Source organism: Aestuarium zhoushanense (assembly GCF_056431045.1).
Window position 1 is genome coordinate 56822 of sequence record NZ_JBWKMA010000001.1, and the last position, 21499, is coordinate 78320.

At 53.4% G+C, this 21499-nt stretch carries 20 protein-coding genes; all 20 read left to right on the forward strand.

Translation table 11 applies throughout. From position 1 onward, the window contains the following. The first annotated feature begins 98 nt into the window (after positions 1-98). The 20 genes from AC07ED_RS00280 (at position 99) to rfbC (ending at position 21496) form a co-directional block, all read left to right on the forward strand. The gene (locus tag AC07ED_RS00280) at positions 99-1103 is read left to right on the forward strand and encodes an NAD-dependent 4,6-dehydratase LegB (protein ID WP_105236573.1); all 1005 of its coding nucleotides are present in this window, start codon (positions 99-101) and stop codon (positions 1101-1103) included. A gap of 39 nt (positions 1104-1142) precedes the next feature. After that, positions 1143-2324 carry a LegC family aminotransferase gene (locus AC07ED_RS00285; RefSeq protein ID WP_105236574.1) on the forward strand — a complete coding sequence of 394 codons (1182 nt, stop codon included), beginning with the start codon at positions 1143-1145 and terminating at the stop codon, positions 2322-2324. Beyond that, on the forward strand, positions 2321-3466 hold the full coding sequence (gene neuC, locus AC07ED_RS00290) for a UDP-N-acetylglucosamine 2-epimerase (RefSeq protein WP_105236575.1): 1146 nt from the start codon (positions 2321-2323) through the stop codon (positions 3464-3466). The genes AC07ED_RS00285 and neuC overlap by 4 nt, the downstream gene beginning before the upstream one ends. Continuing rightward, entirely contained in the window at positions 3459-4535 is a 1077-nt protein-coding gene (gene neuB / locus AC07ED_RS00295) for an N-acetylneuraminate synthase (RefSeq protein WP_105236576.1), read from the forward strand. The genes neuC and neuB overlap by 8 nt, the downstream gene beginning before the upstream one ends. Further along, positions 4532-5182, forward strand: a complete 651-nt coding sequence (locus tag AC07ED_RS00300) for an acetyltransferase (protein ID WP_158664588.1) — start codon at positions 4532-4534, stop codon at positions 5180-5182. Before neuB ends, AC07ED_RS00300 begins: the two co-directional genes overlap by 4 nt. A gap of 29 nt (positions 5183-5211) precedes the next feature. Next, positions 5212-6264 (forward strand): nucleotidyltransferase family protein, encoded by a 1053-nt coding sequence (locus AC07ED_RS00305; protein WP_158664589.1) that lies wholly within the window; start codon positions 5212-5214, stop codon positions 6262-6264. Next, positions 6261-6968, forward strand: a complete 708-nt coding sequence (locus AC07ED_RS00310) for an acylneuraminate cytidylyltransferase family protein (RefSeq protein ID WP_105236579.1) — start codon at positions 6261-6263, stop codon at positions 6966-6968. Before AC07ED_RS00305 ends, AC07ED_RS00310 begins: the two co-directional genes overlap by 4 nt. Before the next feature lie 636 nt (positions 6969-7604). After that, positions 7605-8864 (forward strand): lipopolysaccharide biosynthesis protein, encoded by a 1260-nt coding sequence (locus AC07ED_RS00315; RefSeq protein ID WP_105236580.1) that lies wholly within the window; start codon positions 7605-7607, stop codon positions 8862-8864. A gap of 206 nt (positions 8865-9070) precedes the next feature. Further along, positions 9071-10030, forward strand: a complete 960-nt coding sequence (locus AC07ED_RS00320) for a hypothetical protein (protein WP_158664591.1) — start codon at positions 9071-9073, stop codon at positions 10028-10030. Further along, positions 10017-10832 carry a glycosyltransferase gene (locus AC07ED_RS00325; RefSeq protein ID WP_158664592.1) on the forward strand — a complete coding sequence of 272 codons (816 nt, stop codon included), beginning with the start codon at positions 10017-10019 and terminating at the stop codon, positions 10830-10832. Before AC07ED_RS00320 ends, AC07ED_RS00325 begins: the two co-directional genes overlap by 14 nt. A 419-nt stretch (positions 10833-11251) precedes the next feature. Continuing rightward, a complete protein-coding gene (locus AC07ED_RS00330) occupies positions 11252-12445 on the forward strand; it encodes a capsular polysaccharide synthesis protein (protein WP_158664593.1) in 1194 nt (397 codons plus the stop codon). Positions 12446-12568: 123 nt separating this feature from the next. Beyond that, a complete protein-coding gene (locus AC07ED_RS00335; RefSeq protein WP_158664594.1) occupies positions 12569-12736 on the forward strand; it encodes a hypothetical protein in 168 nt (55 codons plus the stop codon). A gap of 592 nt (positions 12737-13328) precedes the next feature. Then, positions 13329-14639 (forward strand): hypothetical protein, encoded by a 1311-nt coding sequence (locus AC07ED_RS00340; protein ID WP_158664595.1) that lies wholly within the window; start codon positions 13329-13331, stop codon positions 14637-14639. A 57-nt stretch (positions 14640-14696) separates the two neighbouring features. Next, positions 14697-15590, forward strand: coding sequence for a glycosyltransferase family 2 protein (locus tag AC07ED_RS00345; RefSeq protein WP_105236585.1), 894 nt, complete (start codon positions 14697-14699; stop codon positions 15588-15590). Further along, complete coding sequence (locus AC07ED_RS00350) at positions 15577-16446, forward strand: alpha-1,2-fucosyltransferase (RefSeq protein ID WP_105236586.1); 870 nt, start codon at positions 15577-15579, stop codon at positions 16444-16446. The genes AC07ED_RS00345 and AC07ED_RS00350 overlap by 14 nt, the downstream gene beginning before the upstream one ends. 1 nt (position 16447) lies before the next feature. Further along, positions 16448-17278 (forward strand): glycosyltransferase, encoded by an 831-nt coding sequence (locus tag AC07ED_RS00355; RefSeq protein ID WP_105236587.1) that lies wholly within the window; start codon positions 16448-16450, stop codon positions 17276-17278. Between the two features lie 98 nt (positions 17279-17376). Next, entirely contained in the window at positions 17377-18498 is a 1122-nt protein-coding gene (gene gmd / locus AC07ED_RS00360; RefSeq protein WP_105236588.1) for a GDP-mannose 4,6-dehydratase, read from the forward strand. 4 nt (positions 18499-18502) lie between these two features. Next, positions 18503-19462: a GDP-L-fucose synthase gene (gene fcl, locus AC07ED_RS00365; protein WP_105236589.1), complete on the forward strand. Its 960-nt coding sequence runs from the start codon at positions 18503-18505 to the stop codon at positions 19460-19462. Between the two features lie 9 nt (positions 19463-19471). Beyond that, positions 19472-20917, forward strand: coding sequence for a mannose-1-phosphate guanylyltransferase/mannose-6-phosphate isomerase (locus AC07ED_RS00370; protein WP_105236590.1), 1446 nt, complete (start codon positions 19472-19474; stop codon positions 20915-20917). Between the two features lie 18 nt (positions 20918-20935). Next, positions 20936-21496, forward strand: coding sequence for a dTDP-4-dehydrorhamnose 3,5-epimerase (gene rfbC, locus AC07ED_RS00375; protein ID WP_105236591.1), 561 nt, complete (start codon positions 20936-20938; stop codon positions 21494-21496). The last annotated feature ends 3 nt before the right edge of the window (positions 21497-21499 follow it).

Genomic DNA, 21499 nt, shown 5'->3' on the forward strand with positions numbered 1-21499 from the left:
ATTTGGGGGCGCTGGATGCCCCCTCTCGGTGAACGAAAGTCTATGTGTTGTTTGATAACTCAAACTATCCCGAAAACCCGAGGAAGAGGTTTTAAAAGATGAGTTCCAAAAAAATTCTCGTGACCGGAGCTGATGGCTTCATCGGATCCCATCTGACAGAGGCTCTGGTTCGAGCGGGATACGAGACACGCGCATTTGTTATGTACAACTCTTTGAACTCTTGGGGCTGGCTGGATCGCCCCGCCGAGGATGTGAAAGGCCATTTTGAAGTGGTGGCAGGAGACATCCGCGATCCGCACGGCGTAGCCAACGCAATGGAAGGCTGCGACGCGGTACTACACCTGGCGGCGCTGATCGCCATTCCCTTCAGCTACCATTCGCCTGACAGCTACGTGGCGACCAACGTCACTGGCACGCTGAACGTCTTGCAGGCGGCGCGGCGTATGGGCACCGAGCGGGTGATCTCCACCTCGACGTCGGAAACCTATGGCACGGCACAATTCGTGCCAATCACCGAGGAACACCCGGTCAATGGGCAGTCGCCCTACGCCGCCACAAAGGTGGCCGCTGACCAGCTGGCGCTGTCCTTCCAGAAGAGTTTCGGCACGCCGGTGGCGGTGCTCCGCCCGTTCAACACCTATGGGCCCCGCCAATCCGCCCGCGCGGTAATCCCGACGATCATCAGCCAGATCGCCGCCGGAGAGCGCAAGATCAAACTCGGCGCGCTCAGCCCAACACGCGACTTCACATTCGTGCATGACACAGCGCAAGGTTTCATTAAGGCGATGGAATGCGACGCTTGCGTTGGCGAGGCCACTAATATCGGATCCGATTTCGAGATTTCCATCAAGGATACTGTGGCGCTAATAGCAGAGGTCATGGGCGTCGAGATCGAGATCGTGTCCGACGAGGAACGTTTTCGCCCCGCCGAAAGCGAGGTGGAACGTCTCTACGCCGGAGTTGACAAGGCACGTCGCCTGTTTGGCTGGGCGCCTGAGCACGGTGGCCGCGACGGGTTCGCTAAGGGCATTGCCAAGACCGCTGAATGGTTTCAGAACCCTACCAACCTGTCAGCATATAAGACCGGCCAATACAACATGTGACGCAAATCCCGAGCGCACGGTCCGGGAGTGGGGGATGACTTGGATTTCGCAGAAGACATAGTGCGACGTATCAGGAGCGTGATCGGCACAGAGGAGGCGTTCGTGCCGCTGCATGTGCCGGAATTCCATGGCCGCGAGCGGGAATTGCTGCTCGACTGTATCAATACAGGTTGGGTCTCCTCCGTAGGGTCCTATGTCGATGCCTTCGAGGCGGAGGTGGCGCGGCTGTCGGGTTGTTCATACGGTGTGGTGGTGGCCAATGGTACGGCAGCGTTGCAGATCGCGCTGATCGTAGCGGGGGTGCAAACCGGCGACGAGGTGCTGGTACCCGCGCTGACATTTGTCGCCACGGCGAATGCCGCCAGCCATCTCGGTGCGGTGTCGCACTTCGTCGACAGCGCCTATGACACGCTGGGCATATGCCCTGTGCGGCTCCGTGCGCATCTAGAACAGACGGCCGAGGTCCGCGATGGCGTGACCTGGAACTGCAAGACCGGCCGGCGCATCGCCGCCGTAGTGCCAGTGCATGTCTTTGGCTGCCCGGTTGATATGAACGGGCTGGACGCGGTGATAGCTGACTGGCCGATGATCGTGGTAGAGGATGCGGCCGAGAGTCTTAGCAGCACCTACAAGGGGCGGCTCTGTGGCAGCCTCGGCACCGTGGCCGCAGTCAGCTTCAACGGGAACAAGATCGTCACCACCGGCGGCGGCGGCGCGATTGTGACCAATGACGCCGCGCTGGCGAAACGCGCAAAGCACCTGACCACCACGGCGAAGCTGCCGCACAAGTGGGCGTTCCTGCATGACGAGGTGGGCTACAACTACCGCATGCCGAACCTCAACGCGGCGCTGGGGGTGGCGCAGCTGGAACAGCTGGAGACGCGCCTTACGCAGAAACAGAGCCTGTTCGAGGCCTATGCCGAGGCGTTTCGCGGGCTGAACGGCGCGACGCTGTTTACCGCGCCGAAGGAGTCGGTGTCGAACAACTGGCTGGTGACGCTGGTGCTGGACCCGGGCCATGCGCAGGACCGCGACCGCCTGTTGCAGGTGCTCAACGATGCCGGGATCATGACCCGGCCGATCTGGACCCTGATGCATCGCCTGCCGATGTATGCGGGCAATCCGCGCGCCGACCTGTCCCAGGCCGAGGACCTGGAGGCGCGGGTGCTGAACATCCCGTCGTCGGCCTACCTGGGCGCGCGCGGGGGAGCGGCGGCATGAAGGTGCTGGCCGTCTCGGGCACGCGCGCCGACTGGGGGCTGCTGATGCCCGTGCTGGCGCTGCTCAGGGACGATGCGCGGTTCGTGCTGGAGATCCTGGTGACGGGGCAGCACCTGATGGCGGGCAGCACCTCGGTCGCGGCGATCGAAGCGGCGGGGTTCACCGTCAGCCATCGCGTCGACATGGGGCTTTCGGGCCAGGACAGTGACGCATCGCTTTGTGCCGCGACAGGGCGTGCCGTGGCCGGGGTCGGCGCGGTGCTTGCCACGGCGCGGCCCGACCTCATGCTGGTGCTTGGCGACCGCTATGAAATTCTCGGCGCGGTGACGGCGGCGCTGCTGTCCAAGGTCCCCGTGGCACATATCGCAGGCGGCGACGTTACCGAGGGCGCCTTCGACGACTCCATCCGCCACGCCGTGACCAAGATGTCGGCTCTGCATTTCACCACCACCGAAGAGGCCGCGACCCGCGTCCGCCAGATGGGCGAGCCCTCGGCGCGTGTCTTTGTCACCGGAAGCCCAGGGATCGATTTGGCTCTGGCGGTGCCGCGCATGGGCCGCACCACGTTCTTCGACAGCGTTGTACTGAAGCCCCAGGCACGCAATTTCGTCATCACGCTCCACCCGGCGACCCTGTCCGCCGACAATGCCGCCATGGCGAGAGCCATGCTCGACGCGCTGGAAGCCTATCCGCAGGCCGGACTGATCTTCACCGGGTCGAATGCCGATCCGGGTGCGGCGGAGCTGGACGGGATTATCCGTGCCTGGGTGGCCGGGCGTGACCATGCCGTCTTCCATGCCTCGCTCGGCTCGGCGCGCTATTTCTCGGCGCTGGAACACTGCGACCTGGTATTGGGGAATTCGTCGAGCGGGCTTTACGAGGCTCCGAGTTTCGGTATCCCGACCATCAACATCGGGGACCGGCAGGCGCGGCGGGTGCGCGCGACCTCTGTAATCGACTGCGCGCCCAAGGCCGGGGCCATCCGCGCAGCCATCGACATGGCGCTGGCCGGTGACTGGTCCGGCACGGTAAATCCCTATGGCGACGGCCACGCCGCGCCGCGGATTCTGTCGCATCTCGCCGCCGTGAACGATCCGGCGGCGCTGATCCGCAAATCCTTCGAGGACCTAACCAATGGCTGATCCTAGAACCATCATCATCGCCGAGGCGGGTGTAAACCATAACGGCGACATGGACATCGCGCTGGCACTGGTGGATAAGGCCGCCGAGGCTGGGGCCGATTACGTCAAGTTCCAGACCTTCAAAGCCACGAAACTGGCCTCTCCCAGCGCGAAGAAGGCCAGCTATCAGACCCGCACCACAGACGGCGCCGAAAGCCAGTTGGCCATGCTGCAGCGGCTGGAACTGTCGCTGGAGGGTTATCACACAATCATGGCGCGCTGTGCCGAAAAGGGCGTGCGCTTCCTGTCGACGCCCTTCGACCTCGACAGCCTCTCGCTGCTTACGGACACCTTTGCCCTGCCGGAGATCAAGCTCGGCTCGGGCGAACTGACCAATGCGCCGCTCCTGCTGGCCGCTGGGCGGTCCAGAGTGAAGATCATTCTGTCCACCGGCATGGGCAGCCTGGCTGAGGTCGAGGAGGCACTTGGCGTTCTGGCCTTTGCCATGTGCCGCGATGGGCAGCCCAGGGGCCGCGCCGATTTCGCCGAAGCGCTGCTGGACCCCGCCGTCTGGCCAGTGCTGGCAGAGCGCGTGACACTACTGCATTGCACCACGGAATACCCGGCGGCGGTCGAAGATACTAACTTGCGCGCGATGGAGACGCTGCGCCGCGCCTTTGGCGTGCAGGTTGGCTATTCCGATCACACCGTGGGCGAGGCCGTAAGCCTGGCCGCCGTGGCGCTGGGGGCCTGCGTGCTGGAGAAGCATTTCACTCTCGACCGCACCCTGCCCGGGCCGGACCATGCTGCTTCGATGGAACCAGATGAGTTGGCCTCGCTGGTGCGTGGCGTGCGGGCGGTGGAACGCGCGCTGGGAACGGGTATCAAGCAGCCGGGCGCCGCCGAGGTGGCTAACCGCGCCGTGGCCCGAAAGAGCCTTCTCGCGGCGCGCGACCTTCCCGAGGGTCACGTACTGACGCAAGATGACATCGCGGTCAAGCGCCCCGGCGACGGGATTTCTCCCATGGCGCTGTGGGATACGATCGGCTCTGTCACGACCCGCGCCCTGATGGACGGCGAGGCGCTGTGAGCCAGCCCACCACAGAGGCCGGCGGGCTGGTGCTTATGGGCGCGGGCGGACATGCGCGGTCCCTGCTGGGACTGCTTGCGGCCCTCGGCCTGCGGGCGACCGGCTGCATCGCGCCCGCCGCTCCGTCCGGGGTCTGGCCGGAGGGCTGTTTCTGGCTGGGCGATGACGCGGCGCTGGACGGGCTGGACCCGGCGCGAGTAGCGCTGGTCAACGGGCTGGGGTCGACAGGCTCGACCGCGCTGCGGCGCAAGGTCTTCGACGCGGCGCGCGCGCGCGGGTTTGTCTTTCCAGCGATGGTCCACCCGTCGGTCATCCGGGCAGAGGACGTAACGCTGACCGACGGAGCTCAGGTGCTGGCCGGGGCGATCCTGCAGGCCGGGGTCACGGTCGAGGAAAACGCACTGCTGAACACTGGCTGCATCGTCGATCACGACTGCGCCATCGGGGCCCATGCACATCTTGCCCCAGGGGTGACCCTGTCCGGTGGCGTGCGTATCGGCCGGAATGCACATGTCGGCACCGGGGCCGTAGTGATCCAGGGCGTTTCAATAGGAGAGGGCGCCATCGTCGGTGCCGGGGCTGTGGTGCTGCGGGACGTGGCACCGGGCGCGACGGTCGTCGGCAATCCGGCCCGCATGGTGACCTGATCATTTGAAGACGAGGTAAATTCGAGATGATGACAAACCTGAAGACGATGACCTTGCAGGGGGACGCCTCGCTGCGCCGCGTCATGGAAGTCATCGACAGCTCCGCTCGGCAGATAGCACTGGTCACCGACGACAGCGGCGTGCTGGTCGCCACCGTCACCGACGGCGACGTGCGACGCGGGCTGCTAAAGGGACTAGGGATGGACGCGCCCGTCTCCGAGATCATGCACCGCAATCCCACGACGCTGCTGAAGGGGGCCTCTGCCGCCTCGGCGCAGCGGCTGATGCGGGAACGCGGACTGAACCACATCCCCGTGGTAGACCCTGACGGACGGTTGGTGGCGCTGGCGCTGCGCGAGGGCATGACTAGAGTTGAGCCGCGCCCTACCCACGTCATCCTGATGGCCGGTGGCCTGGGCAAGCGCCTCCGCCCGCTGACCGAAACGGTGCCAAAGCCGATGATCCCGGTGGGTGACAAGCCCCTGCTGGAACGCATCGTGACGCAGTTCCAGGACCAGGGCTTTAGCCGCTTCACCCTGTCGCTAAACTACCTCGGCCACGCCATCCGAGACCATTTCGGCGACGGGTCCGCCCTAGGCGTCAAGATCGACTATGTAGAAGAGACAAAGCGTATGGGCACCGGCGGCGCACTGTCGTTACTCGGCCAGCGACCGGACGACCCCTTCGTGGTGATGAACGGCGACATCCTAACAACGACCTCCTTTGGCGCGATGATGGATTTTCATACCGAAACCGGCTCGGCAGTGACTATCTGCGCCCGCGAGTTCAACATGCAGGTGCCTTACGGCGTGCTGAACACCGAGGGCACCACGCTGGTGTCAATGCAGGAAAAGCCGATGCATCGGCACCTTGTAAATGCAGGCATATACGCGCTCTCGCCGCTGGTGTTCGAGTATATTAAGAACGATGAGCCCCTAGACATGCCCGACCTGATCGCCCGGGTGAAGGGTGCTGGGCACCAGGTCTCGGTGTTCCCTGTGCGGGAATACTGGTTGGACATCGGTCGCATCGAAGATCTGAACCGTGCACGCGCCGAATACGAAACGGTGTTTGAAAAATGAGCGGCGTTCTGGCTGTGATAACTGCACGCGGTGGGTCCAAGGGGATTCCGCGCAAAAATGTGCGTCTGCTGGGTGGAATGCCGCTCATCGCATGGACGGTGCGCGCAGCGCTGGAGGCACAATGTGTATCCCGCGTAGTGGTCTCTACAGACAATGCCGAGATCGCGGAGGCAGCACGAAACGCGGGCGCCGAGGTGCCGTTCATGCGTCCCTCCTATTTGGCTTCGGATACGTCCACATCGGTCGATGTGATGAAACACACGTTGAAAACAATACACGGATTCGACCTTGCAGTGCTGTTGCAACCTACCTCACCGTTCCGCACGGCGGCCGATCTGGATGCTGGGTTTGCATTATGGCGGAGCACGCCGGATGCAGGCGGATGTGTCTCTGTTTGCGAGGCCGTCGAGTCGCCCTGGCTTATGTACGGGGACGACGGCAACGGGAAGCTTAAGCGTCTTTTACCGGAGCCGCCATCTGGGCTGAACCGTCAAAACCTACCCAAAGCGATGATGCTGAACGGCGCGTTCTACTTTATAAATGTGGCTCGTTTCCGAACCGAGGAGAGACTAGTCTTCGAGGACAGTCTAGGCTTCCAAATGCCGCAGGACCGCTCGATCGACATCGATACGCCAGATGACTTCAACGCAGCCGAGCGGCAACTCGCAACGTGGAATGGGCATATCCCAACAGCGGTCAAATGAATTTTTATAAGCCCGCGACTGCTATGAACACCGCAACGCGAGCCCTAAAAGAAATCTAGCGCTTTCACGTTCAAGACGAGACGTGCTGCCACGGACCCTCTGAATATAAGCGTCTTAGAACAACAAAGCTCTACGTCGCAGCGGAAGTCAAGTTGGGCCTTGTCATCGGGAAATGCAGTCAGCGTGACCGCGCTCTAGAGTTTCCGATTTCCTAAACCGTATCGATGGAGCCGTTAAGAAGGCCCTGCAGCATCCATCCGGTTCTCGAAAAATACTCCCCCATCACGACGCCCAAAGTGCAGGCTTGACTGGAGAAAAACAACAGCTTCGAGCTGCATTTCACGCCCAACAGCGCTTCCTAGATAATCCTTTTGGTGGCTTATTTACCAAAGTGAACACAAAGCACATCCGCTTCGGAAACTACGCCATCGTCGATAATCTCGAAAACTCAATCGCCATTACCTCCTGAACAACAACGCCCAGTCAAAGCAATTCGACTGGAGAAAGACCGCAAATGACATTCTCCCCCGCGCGAGCGGCGCACTCGATGTGCTCGACAAAACCGGTCGATCGACACCACATATGCGACTCTGAACGCTAGCAACCTTAGTATTATAGAGTACAAACGGTAAAAATATGAGAAATCTATTGGGGTCAGCATTCACATACTTAGCTGGGAACATTATTGTCGCAGGAGTACCATTTTTATTACTACCAATAATGACAAGAGAACTCACACCCTCCGAATTCGGAGAGGTAGCATTATTTCAAATGTATTTAACTGTGATTATTGCATTAACGGGACTTAGTATCGACGGCGCCACTGGTCGAAAATATTTTGATAAAGGAGTTAACGAACTGGAAATGAACGAGTTCATAGTTTCAGCTATTCAATTAGTTGGACTATTTACAATAATTTTACTCATCCTAACTTTTACTTTAGGTGATTTGATCGAAAAATTATTTGAACTCCAGAAAAAATGGCTTTACATGGCAGCATTAACTGCGTTTGCGACAATTATGATAAGAGTTCGGCTCAATCAATGGCAAATTAGAAATATGCCGGTGCCTTACATTAGTCTCCAGGCAATTTTGAGTTTTCTAAACTTCGCTTTGTCAATCATAATGGTTATTATATGGTTAAGAGGTGCAGCTGGTCGTATTGAAGCACAAATTGCGTCCGCCTCAGCTATAGCCTTGCTTGCCGCACACTCTCTCTCCAAAAGTGGACTGTCATGGCGACCTATCTGGCGCCCCAACTACATAAGAGAAATTTTGAAGTTTGGAGTGCCATTAATTCCTCATGTTCTGGGAACGTTTTTGATTTTCAGTTTCGACAGACTAATTGTAACAAAAGAGATGGGATTGGCGGAGACCGGAAAGTATATGGTTGCTGTACAGCTGTCTATGGTTGTGACTCTGATATTCGATGGAATAAATAAAGCTTATGCTCCATGGCTATACGCCAATCTATCTAATGATGAGCAGGAGCAAAGACTGTCCTCATCACAAAACACCTATAAAGTCTTTGCGGTGATTTTTGTTATGGCATTAGTTGCATTTCTTACTGTGCCGCACATTACCAAATGGATCGTTGGCGAAGAATTCAGAGGCGCTGGAGAATCGGCTAAATTTCTAGTGTCAGGGCAAATGATAAACGGCATGTATCAGATGGTATCAAATTATTTATTATTTCACAGACTAACACGAACTATATCTCTAATAACCATAGCGACTGGAGTTATTCATGTTCTACTAATTATTTTGCTCGTGCCGATATGGGGTGCCGTTGGAGCATCCGTAACCTTTTTCGCCACAATGGCAGTACGCTTTTTTATAACCTGGCTAATTGCGCTCCATCTTAACGCGATGCCAAAATATAGAAATTATTTCTGATTGAGGATGCCAGGCGAGATTATTGGAAGCCAACTAGTTCGACGAATTTGCTTTACAGAAAATAAACTCCTTCCCACTTATTGTGGCCGACGCCCGCCGACCATTTGAAATCGCTAAATGGATAATGAAGAAGGAGCCGCCACAGATCCACGCAACTCAGGGCCCGATCATTTGCCTTATCTGTCGTTACTTGATGGTGTAAATCAATGAGCAAACTGCATATATTAATAGCAACAACCCCAATCGTTAATGCCTACTTAAATTCGCTAGTGAATCACGAGCAGAATTGGAAAATAATTGAAATTCAAGCATGGCCTGTAGTTTACGAACGAAGCCAAGTAAGTAGATCATACACTTACAATTCAACCATAGAACGGATATTAAAGCTACGCCAAGCGAAGCGCTACCTATCAAAGCTAATGAACTCCTGCGGCGAGAACAATATCCAGATTTACTTGAATCACGCAGCACACCCGATAACCAATTGGATTGTCCACTACACCAAGTGCAAAATTAACATTATTCCGGATGGTATCCTTAACTATATTGATACCAAAGGAGCTTACCCGCAGAATGCATCGCAAAAATTGAATACTCAAATTGCATCCCGCATCATTTGCGGAAAGCGATATATATATCCTGTGGACGATATATATTCCAGCGGAGTAAGACCATACAACACATGTTACTACTTGACGAAAAACGCACTTATTCCGCCCAACTGTCTGAACCTCACACAAATCCAGCTTAGCTCAAAACAAAAAATTAAAGACACGACCCTATTTTTAGGCCAATATACCGAGCCAAACCGTGTCGAAATTTATGAATCGCAAGTTAAGCGTATTATACTAAGAGAAATAGCCAATGGTAAGACCATTGAATACCGGGCTCACCCCAATGAAAAGATAACTGTTGAATTGAACAATTTTCTTAAAACAAATAATGTGGCGATGCAGGAAAACCTAAAACCGCTTGAGCTCAATGACACAGCTTTTTCTCGTTATGTATCAATCAGCAGTAGCGCTTTGATCACAATGAAACTCATTAGTCCAAGTTCAAAGTGCGTAGCAGCTCCAATAAATTTCTATGGAATTGGGGAAAATGCATTTTTACAACAAGCGGAAATTTTTCGAAAATTGGGGGTGGAGGTGGATGACGACTTCTAAAGGTGTAACAATCTCGATTTGCATGGCAACCTATAATGGCGAACTGTACATATCTTCTCTCTTGAAGACTTTAGAAAGTCAGCAAGGACCAAATTTTGAGATTATAGTCAGAGATGATTGCTCCAGAGACAATACATTGAAGATATTGAAGAAGTTCAAGAAGGAATCGCGTCACACTATTCGAATAATTGAGGATAAAAAAGGTAAATTGGGTCCAGAGGCGAATTTTTTGGAGACCGTAAGACAAGCACGCGGAGAGCTGATACTTTTTTGCGACCAAGACGATCTTTGGGCAATTGATAAGGTGGAAAAGTTTCGAGAACAATATTTTAAGGAAAATCTTAAAGATAAAAGCGCCATCCTTTTTAATGACTATCTAGTTTTTGGAAACCTAAATGGCTTTAGAAAGGTTATCGAACTGGAACTCCCGCTAAGCCAACTCAAATATGAGAATTATATTCCGGGTTGCTGCATGGGCCTTACAACCGATCTTGCAAATAAGATGGTCAAAGTTGGCTGCACTGGCTTAATGCATGACTGGAATGCCGTAATTTTAAATTATGTAGCAGAAGGAAAATTCATAAGGATCCCTCTTCCTTTGACACAGTACCGCCAGCATGATTGCAACACGATTGGATACAATCAACGCGCAATGCCAAACTTTGACATTGTTAATTTTTTAACTAACATGAAGAGCGTTAAAGTTTCGATGCAAAAGCTTGGCGCAGCCCATGCGAGAACGTATTATATTTTCTATATATTTCACAAAATAAGAAAAATAATTTATTCCAATTTTCGTTGAGCGGCATATTTGGTGTATTGATTAAGAGACTGATGACTTTCGAAAATATAGCTAAGTGACTTATAGATGCACTTTTTTCTTTTCAGTTCAAACCCGAACTATTACCTCGCGTTGAGATGGGTTCTGGAGTGTGTTTTTAGATTTCCCAAAACTACAACATTGGTAGGTCTTGGCTCAAAACACTACAATTTGGGAATAAGTTATGAGGCCCCGATCCTGCGGTCGCGAACGAGACTGTCTCTTGCGCCCGAGCCTGACCGGCAGAACCATACCAAGATGGTCGAAGCGGGACCGACGGACAATTTGATCTCGGAGCGTCATAGTTTTGTTTCTGGGTACCATGGTGATGAAGAACACGAACAACTTTAGGTGCGCGGCCGTATGAGACGGCGCATAGGCGACTGATGGCGTGGGGGCAGATGGCAGATCTGCTGCTCCGTACGAACTACTACATCCCCGTACCGCGCCTTTCGGGCTGGGTCTGGCTTTATTTCCATGCTCGGTCGTTAAAGTCGTTACGCAAGGCGCTAGGCCAACTGGGCGGGATCGCCCAGACTATGGTCCTGAAAAAGCCGGAAAGTCACTTCCCGCAGGGTTCAGGCCGCCAGAACTGGCCCATAACGGCGGAAAATAGGAAAAATCGAGGTACCCTAATGTTAACGACTTTGATTTCTAAGTTTCAGACTGCGAAGAATCTCGGTTGGATTGATTTTGGCAGAGAAATCGCCAAAATAATCGGCCTCAGAGAATTTTGGGACAATTTCTCTTATTTCTACTTCAAAATGATCGTTACGCGTTACAATTACTTTGTTGCTTCTGGCAAAAATAGAGATGTTGAAGGGAATCATTTGCGCTCAGAGAATGAATCGGTTGGTCGACTGCAGGAGCGGTCTCCGTCAAAAAATATATTTGTTTACTGGCATCAAGGTTTTGACGTTGCACCGGAAGTAGTCAAGACCTGCAGGCTGCAAATTGGTTATATAACAAAAAAGCAGGGGTTAAACCTAATTGAATTAAATTATGAAAATTTGAAGTCTTATATTGATATCCCTTGGGTCATTGAAAAACGGTTACGTGATGGAACGATCAGCTTGGCGCATTATTCTGATTATGTTAGAACCAAACTCATTCTAATGTATGGAGGAATGTGGGTTGACTCAACCTTATTCTTTTCGGATCTGATTTCGCCTGATATTTTTGAGCATGAATTGTTCTTATTTCGCTTTCGCAAGAATACATCCCAGCACTCATCAAATCAGTTGATATATGCAGTTTCTAGCGGAAATGAAATTCTTAGGAAAATGGTTTCTTTTCTCGAGTACTATTGGACGAGTGCGAAACGCCCTGAATCGTATTTTTTTTACCACTATATTTTCTCTGTCTTCGCGTCCCAAGGGGGACTTCAGAAAGATGGCATTGAATCAATGCACTACTCCGAGAACAATCACTATTGTTATGAGGAGTTTCTGAAAAGCGATTGGACATCCATGAAGTCTTTGAATTTTTCGAAGTCATTTGTTCATAAACTCACATATAAAGATAATAATACAGAAAGGCACGCCGCTTTGCTGCGTCTCTTACGGCACTATGTATCATCGGACGGGGAGACCTGAGCGAGTTCGGTCACTTTTTAGTTGATTTGCGATAGTGTTTTTTTCGGTAAAATATATAATTTCCCAGAGTTAGTCCAATCTGAAAGATTGCCAATGCGTTGAACAGGTTTCCCAAGTGTGATTTTGAAATTTCTGAAATTGCAGGACTTGCTAGATGGGTCATGGATGAAAACCTTGCGTATTTCGGATCGGATGATGAAGTCCAAATCCCAGGTCCGCGAACAGAGCGTTCTCTTGCGACCGTGCTTGCTCGATACGATCGACATGAGCCGGAGTAGTTGGCGGCGGTGATTGACTGGGAATTCTTCGAGACGGAATGGACCAGGTTTTTTCCCTCGAACGACGGACACTCGGCGACGTCTGCGCGCGGATCTCGGGCTTACTCGTCTTACAGCACACATACCGGTTATAAGACGTGGCTGTTGACGAATGTCGGTGGAGACTCCCTACTACCTGCACTTCCGTTGCATGACGTTCTTCCGGCACCGCCCCTCGCTCGGTTTCTCCTCGCAAATGCGTTTTCGGCAGCGGATTGCCGAAGCGGGAGTCGGGTGGCTGCTGACCAATAAGAACCAGACGTGCCGCAAGACTGCCGGATCTCGAAGTGTAGTATCGAAGCGGTAATCGAAGACACCCTCATGATTAAGAAGGCGAAAACCCATTTGACGGATCCGCCACTCTACCAGAGTGCGGAGCAGCCTCTGATGTCGCTCGCGCAGATAGCAGGCCGTTCCTTGCGGCAGAACTATGCTCGCCTCAGCAGCGGCGCGCTCAAGGGCACGATAGGCGACACGCTCAATGGTGTATTCTGCAGCTGCGGGCATAGCCTCAACATAATGCTGGCACATCGTCGGGGCACTTGGTCTGAAACCCTGATGGTGCTATGGGCGATCATGAAAACGAGCGGCGTACCCATTGCCCACAATCTGGCCTCAGTAAGGTCGGGGCGTTATGGTCATCGCGAAAGCATCATAAAAGAAAGCGCGTCATGACATTTAATTTGACTAAATTTGTGATGTATTTTGTATTATTGAACGCAGCGAAGATCCCCTTGGCCTTCTTGGGATTTCACCATTCATTGGCTTCATTTTTGCAGCTTTCATTGATATTATCTTTTGGCATCGCAATATTGATTAATGAGAACGGCAAAGTTGGCGATTTATTCTCAAGCGCATTTTTCTTATATCATGCCGTTATGATTATGAAACAATATCTATTATTCACTGCTGGGGCGAATGCGAGTATCTCGTCTGTTGCCATATCTCTGTCTGCGTCAAGGGTGCTATCTTTATACTTTCTCTATATAATTTTTAAACATCGAGTGAGTAATTTTAATGGTGAAGCCGTGTTGAAAATATTAATCTTTTATTTGGCACTTACCTCTACGGTTTCAGCTCTCCAAACCCCATTAAGCCCACTATCCGAAATATTGATTTCGCGACTAAATGATATAACAAGTGGCAACCACCTGGGCTACTTTCGCTCAACTGGCGGTGTGGGAGGCACTGTAATCGATTATGCAGTATATCTGTCCTTCTGCTCTCTTTTATTTTTTATTTTTCGCCATCAAAAAAAGAAAATTCTCTCGATGGCATATATAATAGCTTTTGGGTTTGGAGTCTATTTCGCTTTTTCTCGATCTCTTTTTGTAATTTCTGTTTTCGTTATTTCCATGCTGACATTTACTTATGGCAGGAGAATTGCGATTCTAACGATACTACTTTTTGCAATATTAATTATTATCAAGCTTGACATAATACTGCATTATTTAAACTTAATTCAGGAATTAAGTGCAGAGCTGTCCGGCCAAAGTGACGTAAGTCGACTTAATGGGTGGAGTGCTGCCTTAAATGAGGTATCTGTAGTCGAAATTTTGTTTGGAGTGGCTGTAGGTGTAAATTCCGGATTTGGATCCATAGGCGGCAAGGTTTCTGGTGATGGATTTGCAGTTACTTATATTGCTGAATATGGCGTTTTTGGGCTCATCTTGCTTGCGTTAATGATGTATAAATTCCTGACTTTATTTTATAAGGATGGAATTTACAAATTAATTTCTTTTTTAGCACTGGCCTTTACAATTCTTGTCAATAGTGGCTTTGAAAAGGTGTTCAATTATGGTTATTTCTTTATCATTATCGCCACTTCTTCCTTTTTTATACCGAAGCGGGACATTGTCGCAAAAAATGCGATTTGAGGGCTGATTGGCACTTCGATCAACACATTCTATAATTGGCGCAAAATAAACTTTTCCATGACACATATAACATCGAAGCCCCCCATACTTTTGAGCATTTTGATACCAACATACAATTATAGAGCTGGAATAGAGCGTATTTTAGAAGTGCTTTCACCTACATGCGAAGACATCGAGGTTATTGTTTTTGATGATACTCCTGATTCAGGAATACAATCAACGATCATGGGCTTTGCAGACACAATACCACTTTTGACTTACCGCCATAATCCTACACATGTTGGTGCAGCATTAGGCGCTGGAGCGAATTGGAATGCATTGCTTGATGCGGCCTCGGGTGAGTATGTCCTTTTGTTACATCATGATGAGGTGCCGCTCGATCGAGGATTTACGAATATGTTGCGCAATCGTTTAACAATCAGATCTCGTGCAGATGTCTACATGCTGGATCTGGTACTGGTTAATGAAAACTTGGACCCTATTCGTCGTCATGTGCCCTCGTGGGTTCGATGCTGGGTTCCACGGCGTGCGCCGAACTACCTGTTCAGGCGCAATGTCATAGGTCCCACGGGGACCCTTATAATCCGTCGTGATTGCGCACCCCGGTTCGATCCAGATCTTCGCTGGCTGATCGATGTAGACTTTTACAGGCGGCTTATTGATAGGACAAGCAAATGGGCGGTCGCCACTGACATCCGTATCGCCTCTGTACAACGCAACGTAGGTACTATCACTGCGCATTTGTCCGACCACCTAACTGAGATAGACACCGCAGAGCGAAAGGTATTAGCGGAGAGGTACCCTAAAGCGAAACTTTGGCTGCAGGCATCGCTAGGCGCCCGACTACTTTGGATAGAAACCTTGGCATGGGCCGTTTTGAAGATGGGAATTTGGAGTACCGCTTTGCTTCAAAAGACACGCAGAAGGAGCTTTCGCATTGATTATCGTTAACATTGTGGGTGGCCTTGGCAACCAAATGTTTCAATACGCATGTGGGCAAGCAATTGCGGCAGCGACAACTCAGGAGGTGCGATACACAACGGATATATTCGCACAGCAAAACACGCATAACGGTTATGAACTTGACCGCGTATTCGGTTTGACTGTGCCGATGGCAACCACCTCTGAGCTCCGAGAGATGATCGGAAAACTTCGCGCCCACCCCACGTGTCGTCGAGCAATGATGAAATACCAAGTTCCACAAAGCTTGCTTGGAAAACATTTTAGAATAGAGCGCGGGACTACATTTGATATAAATCTGGCCAAAAGCCTCGATGCAGGAGGCTACATCCACGGCTATTGGCAATCCGAACGCTACTTTGCTCCTATCATCGACCAGATTCGTGCCGCGTTCACCTTTAAGGGCGTCAAAAATGTTGCCCTGTCCAATAAGGAACGGATCAACGTTAGTGTTCACGTGCGCCGTGGAGATTATCTGCTTGCGGGATCAATCCACGCCTCCTGCAATGCAGATTACTACTTCCGAGCGCTGGCCAGCCTCGACCTGGAAACCTGTGACACTCGCGTCCACGTTTTTTCTGACGATCCGGTGTGGGCACGCGAAGCGCTTCACAAGCTGCACCCTAATACCAATTTTATCGAGGGAAATATAGGCGCTGACAGCTACAAAGATATGTATCTAATGTCGCAATGTGATCATCACATCATCGCCAACAGTTCGTACAGCTGGTGGGGCGCTTGGCTTAATCCGTCATCCCAGAAACGTGTCATTGCCCCTAAGCGGTGGTTTACAGATCCGTCAATGGACGACAGTGATTTCTTACCGCAGAGCTGGGAGCGCATGTGATATGAATGAAGCAACCTTCCCTGGTGGTTTTACCGTTTTGATGGCGGTCTACCATCGCGATTCCCCCGCTCTCTTTCGTATGGCAGTAGAAAGCGTTTTCTCTAACACATTACAACCCGATGCGTTCATTCTCGTGGTCGATGGTCCAGTTTCCGGCGCGCTTGAGCAAGAGATTGAGTCTTTAAAAGGTAGCTTTGCGATCACCGTACATTGCCTTGACGAAAATATTGGCCTCGCTGGAGCGCTGAACGAAGGACTGGCACTGGTTGCAACAGAATGGATCCTCCGCGCCGACGCAGACGATTACAACCTGCAACATCGCTTCTCGGCTATGGCCAAAGCTCTGGCAGCGTCAGCCGATAGACTTGATCTGTTCGGGAGCGCCATTGTGGAAGTCGACCATGATGGTACGAAACTTGCGACCCGGCGTACCGTCGAAAATCACAAAGATATTCGCAAGTTCGCATCCAAGCGAAACCCTTTCAATCATATGACTGTGGCAATGCGAGCGGCGCTTGCACGTAGCGCGGGCGGATATCCAGATATCTTCCTGAAAGAGGATTATGCCTTATGGGCGTCGCTCCTAAAGCTGAACGCTCGCACAGCCAATCTACCGGATGTGCTGGTCCGCGCTACGACAGGTCGCGCGATGTATGGCCGTCGGGGAGGCTTAAAATATGCACTGTCGGAAATTCGCCTTCAGCGGCATTTGGTACGCTGCAATTTGAAGGGGTATTCCGCCGCACTCGTAGATGGCCTGATGCGCTCGGCAGTGTTTCTTATTCCCTCGAGCCTGCGAGCCTTCGTTTACACACGATTTTTGCGAAGATAACGATCGGAATCCAACATCCGCTTCGTGGATCGAGTCACAATGACGCATGTGAGTTTCTACGGAGTGGCACGTTTCAATCGAAAGGATAAAGTGATTTTATGACCAAGCGCGCTCTCATTACTGGCATCACCGGGCAGGACGGGTCCTACCTTGCAGAATTTCTGCTCGGAAAGAGCTATGAGGTCCACGGCATCAAGCGCCGCGCATCATTATTTAATACGCAGCGGATCGATCACATTTACGAGGATCCGCACAATCTCAACCCCAAGTTTAAGCTGCATTACGGCGATCTCACCGATAGCTCCAATCTGACACGAATTCTGTCAGAGGTGCAGCCCGACGAGGTGTATAATCTTGGGGCACAAAGCCATGTTGCTGTCAGCTTTGAGGCGCCAGAATACACGGCCGATGTCGACGCGACAGGCACGCTTCGCCTGCTTGAGGCAATTCGCTTTCTCGGGCTGGAGAAGAAGACCCGCTTCTATCAGGCCTCGACCTCGGAACTTTACGGCCTCGTGCAGGAAATCCCCCAGAACGAGACTACGCCGTTCCACCCGCGCAGCCCCTATGCGGTGGCCAAGATGTATGCCTATTGGATCACGGTAAACTACCGGGAGGCCTATGGAATGTATGCCTGCAACGGCATCCTCTTTAACCACGAAAGCCCCCGTCGCGGTGAGACCTTTGTGACCCGCAAAATCACCCGCGGTCTCGCCAATATCGCGCAAGGTTTGGAGCCCTGCCTTTACATGGGTAATATCGACGCGCTGCGCGATTGGGGCCATGCCAAGGATTACGTCCGGATGCAGTGGATGATGCTTCAACAAGACACCCCCGACGATTTTGTCATCGCCACCGGCGTGCAATACTCTGTGCGTCAGTTCATCGAATGGTCCGCCGCCGAACTGGGCGTCACGTTGCGATTCGAAGGCAAAGGCTTAGAAGAGATCGGCATTGTCACTGCGATCGAAGGAGATGCGGCGCCCGCACTTTCGGTCGGGGATGTGATCGTACGCATCGACCCGCGCTATTTCCGCCCTGCCGAGGTCGAAACGCTACTCGGTGACCCATCTAAAGCCAAAGCCAAACTTGGCTGGACACCCGAAATTACCACGCAAGAGATGTGCGCTGAGATGGTCGCCCATGACCTGCTAAACGCGCGCCGCACGCGGCTCTTGCGCGAACACGGGCTAGACCTACCCATTTCGATCGAGGGTTGAGGCGATGCGCAAGATATACCTCGCAGGCCACCGTGGCATGGTCGGAGGGGCGATCCTGCGGCAACTGCAGGCGCGCGGCGAAACCAACATCGTCACCCGCACCCATGCCGAGCTTGACCTCACCGATCAGTCCGCTGTGCGGTCATTCATACAGGCGGAGCGCCCCGATGTGGTAATCCTTGCCGCTGCCAAAGTGGGTGGGATCCTCGCCAACAACGGCTACCCCGCCGACTTCATCTATGACAACCTGATGATCGAGGCAAATGTCATCCATCAGGCCTTTTCCGCAGGCGTCACTCGGCTCTTGCAGCTTGGCTCGTCCTGCATTTACCCTCGTGCTGTGCCACAGCCGATGCGCGAGGATGCGCTGCTGACCGGGGTGCTAGAACCCACGAACGAGCCTTATGCCATTGCCAAAATCGCGGGGATCAAGCTTTGCGAGAGCTACAACCGCCAGCATGGCGTCGACTATCGCTCGGTCATGCCGACCAACCTCTATGGCCCCGGCGATAACTTTCACCCTGAGAATAGTCATGTGCTCCCCGCCCTGATCAGACGTTTCCACGAGGCCGCGCAATCGGGGACCAAAGAGGTGACAATCTGGGGCACCGGCACCCCACGCCGCGAGTTTCTGCATGTTGACGACATGGCCGCTGCCTCGCTCTTCGTGCTTGATCTGCCGAAGGCCGACTATGAGGCGAACACCCAGCCGATGCTCAGCCACATCAACGTCGGCTCCGGCACCGATATTTCAATCCTTGAACTGGCACAGAAGGTTGCGGCTATCACCGGCTTTAGGGGTCGCATCGTCACCGACCCGAGTAAACCCGACGGCACATTGCGAAAGCTGATGGATGTCTCGCGACTGACCCAGATGGGCTGGTCGGCACAGATCGGATTGGCTCAAGGGCTCGAGGAAACATACCAATGGTTTCTGGCCAATTCCAAAACTTTCAGGCGTTAAGAGGTTATTATGGAAAGCCAAATTCACCCCGTTCTCCTCTGTGGCGGCTCCGGCACACGGCTTTGGCCCTTGTCGCGCAAGTCCTACCCCAAGCAGTTTGTCAAGCTGACCGGAGAGGAGAGCCTCTATCAGGCCTCCGCGCGTCGTTTGTCAGGGGATGGCTTTGCCGCGCCCACTATCGTCACCGCTGCTGACTTCCGTTTCATCGTGATCGAGCAACTAGCCGCGCTTGAAATTTCTCCCGCCGACATCCTGATCGAGCCTTCCGCCAAGAACACCGCCGCAGCGATCTGCGCCGCCGCTTTGGCGCTGGATGCCCGTGCGCCAAGCGCATTGATGATGGTGGCGCCTTCGGACCATGTGATCCCCGACGCTGCCCGCTTCCGCGATGCCGTTCAGGCAGCCGCACCTGCCGCGTCCGCCGGGCAGCTTGTCACCTTCGGCATCCGCCCCGACCGCCCCGAGACAGGCTATGGCTGGCTTGAGCTTTCGACGCCCACGTCGGACTTTTCCCCCCTTCCACAGCCACTTCGCAGCTTTGTCGAAAAGCCTGACCTAGCCAAGGCCGAGGCGCTCCTTGCGGGCGGCATGCACCTGTGGAACGCGGGGATATTCATCTTCTCGACATCCGTGATCCTCGCAGCATTTGCCGACCACGCACCCGAGGTTCTTGATGCCACCCGCGCTGCATTTGATGCTGCCGAGAAGGATCTATCCTTCACTCGCCTTGCTCCCGAGCCATGGGCAGAATTGCCCGATATTTCCATCGACTACGCCGTGATGGAGCGCGCGCCGAACCTAACTGTTGTCCCCTATGCGGGCGCTTGGTCCGACCTTGGCGACTGGCAGGCGGTCTGGCGCGAGGCCGAGGCAGACACCCTTGGTACGGTGACCACTGGCCCCGCGACCGCGCTTGATTGCCATGAGACGCTTTTGCAGGCGACAAGCGAAGCGCAGCAGCTTGTCGGCATTGGTCTAAAAGACATCATCGCGGTGGCCATGCCCGACGCGGTGCTGGTCGCCCACAAGGACCGTGCGCAAGAGGTCAAAAAGGCCGTTGCCGCCCTTAAAGCCAAAGCCGCCCCGCAGGCCGAAACGCTCCCGCGCGACTACCGCCCCTGGGGCTGGTACGAAAGCCTTGTCGTTGGCCAGCGCTTCCAGGTGAAACGCATCGTCGTCTACCCCGGTGCGGCGCTCTCACTCCAAAGCCACCACCACCGCGCAGAGCACTGGATTGTCGTCGAAGGCACCGCCGAAGTGACCGTCGACAACAACGTGAAACTCGTTGCGGAAAACCAATCCGTCTACATCCCCCTCGGCGCCGTCCACCGCATGAAAAATCCCGGCAAGGTGCCTCTCACCCTGATCGAGGTACAAACCGGCAGCTACCTCGGCGAGGACGACATTATCCGATACGAAGATATTTATTTCCGTGGGCAAGGGGCGAAAGGGTAATAGAGGAACATGTTAGAAATGAGCATTGCAAAAATAGCGCTTCATGATGTGCGGCTGGTTACTCCTCGCCGCCATGGCGACAACAGGGGGTTCTTTGCCGAAACCTATAGCAAGCGAAGCTACGTTGCCTTGGGTATCGATGCCGTTTTCGTCCAAGACAACCACTCGGTTTCCGCGGCTGTGGGCACGGTGCGGGGCTTGCATTTTCAGGCACCACCACATGCTCAGGCCAAGCTCGTGCGCTGTGGACGAGGCGCGATTTTCGACGTCGCGATCGATATTCGGCGCGGCAGCCCCACGTATGGCCGCTGGGCGGGCTATACGCTCAGCGCGGAAAACGGCGCACAGCTTTATATCCCGGTGGGTTTCGCCCATGGCTTTGCCACACTCGAGCCTGAGAGCGAGATTATCTACAAATGTAGCGATTATTACGCTCCCGAAACCGAGGGCTCTCTGCGTTGGGATGACCCAGATATCGGCATCGATTGGCCCATAACCAGCTCGCCAGTACTCAGTGAAAAAGACGCCGCGGCCCCGCTGCTGGCTGACTTTGACAGCCCATTCACCTTTGAGGGATAAAAG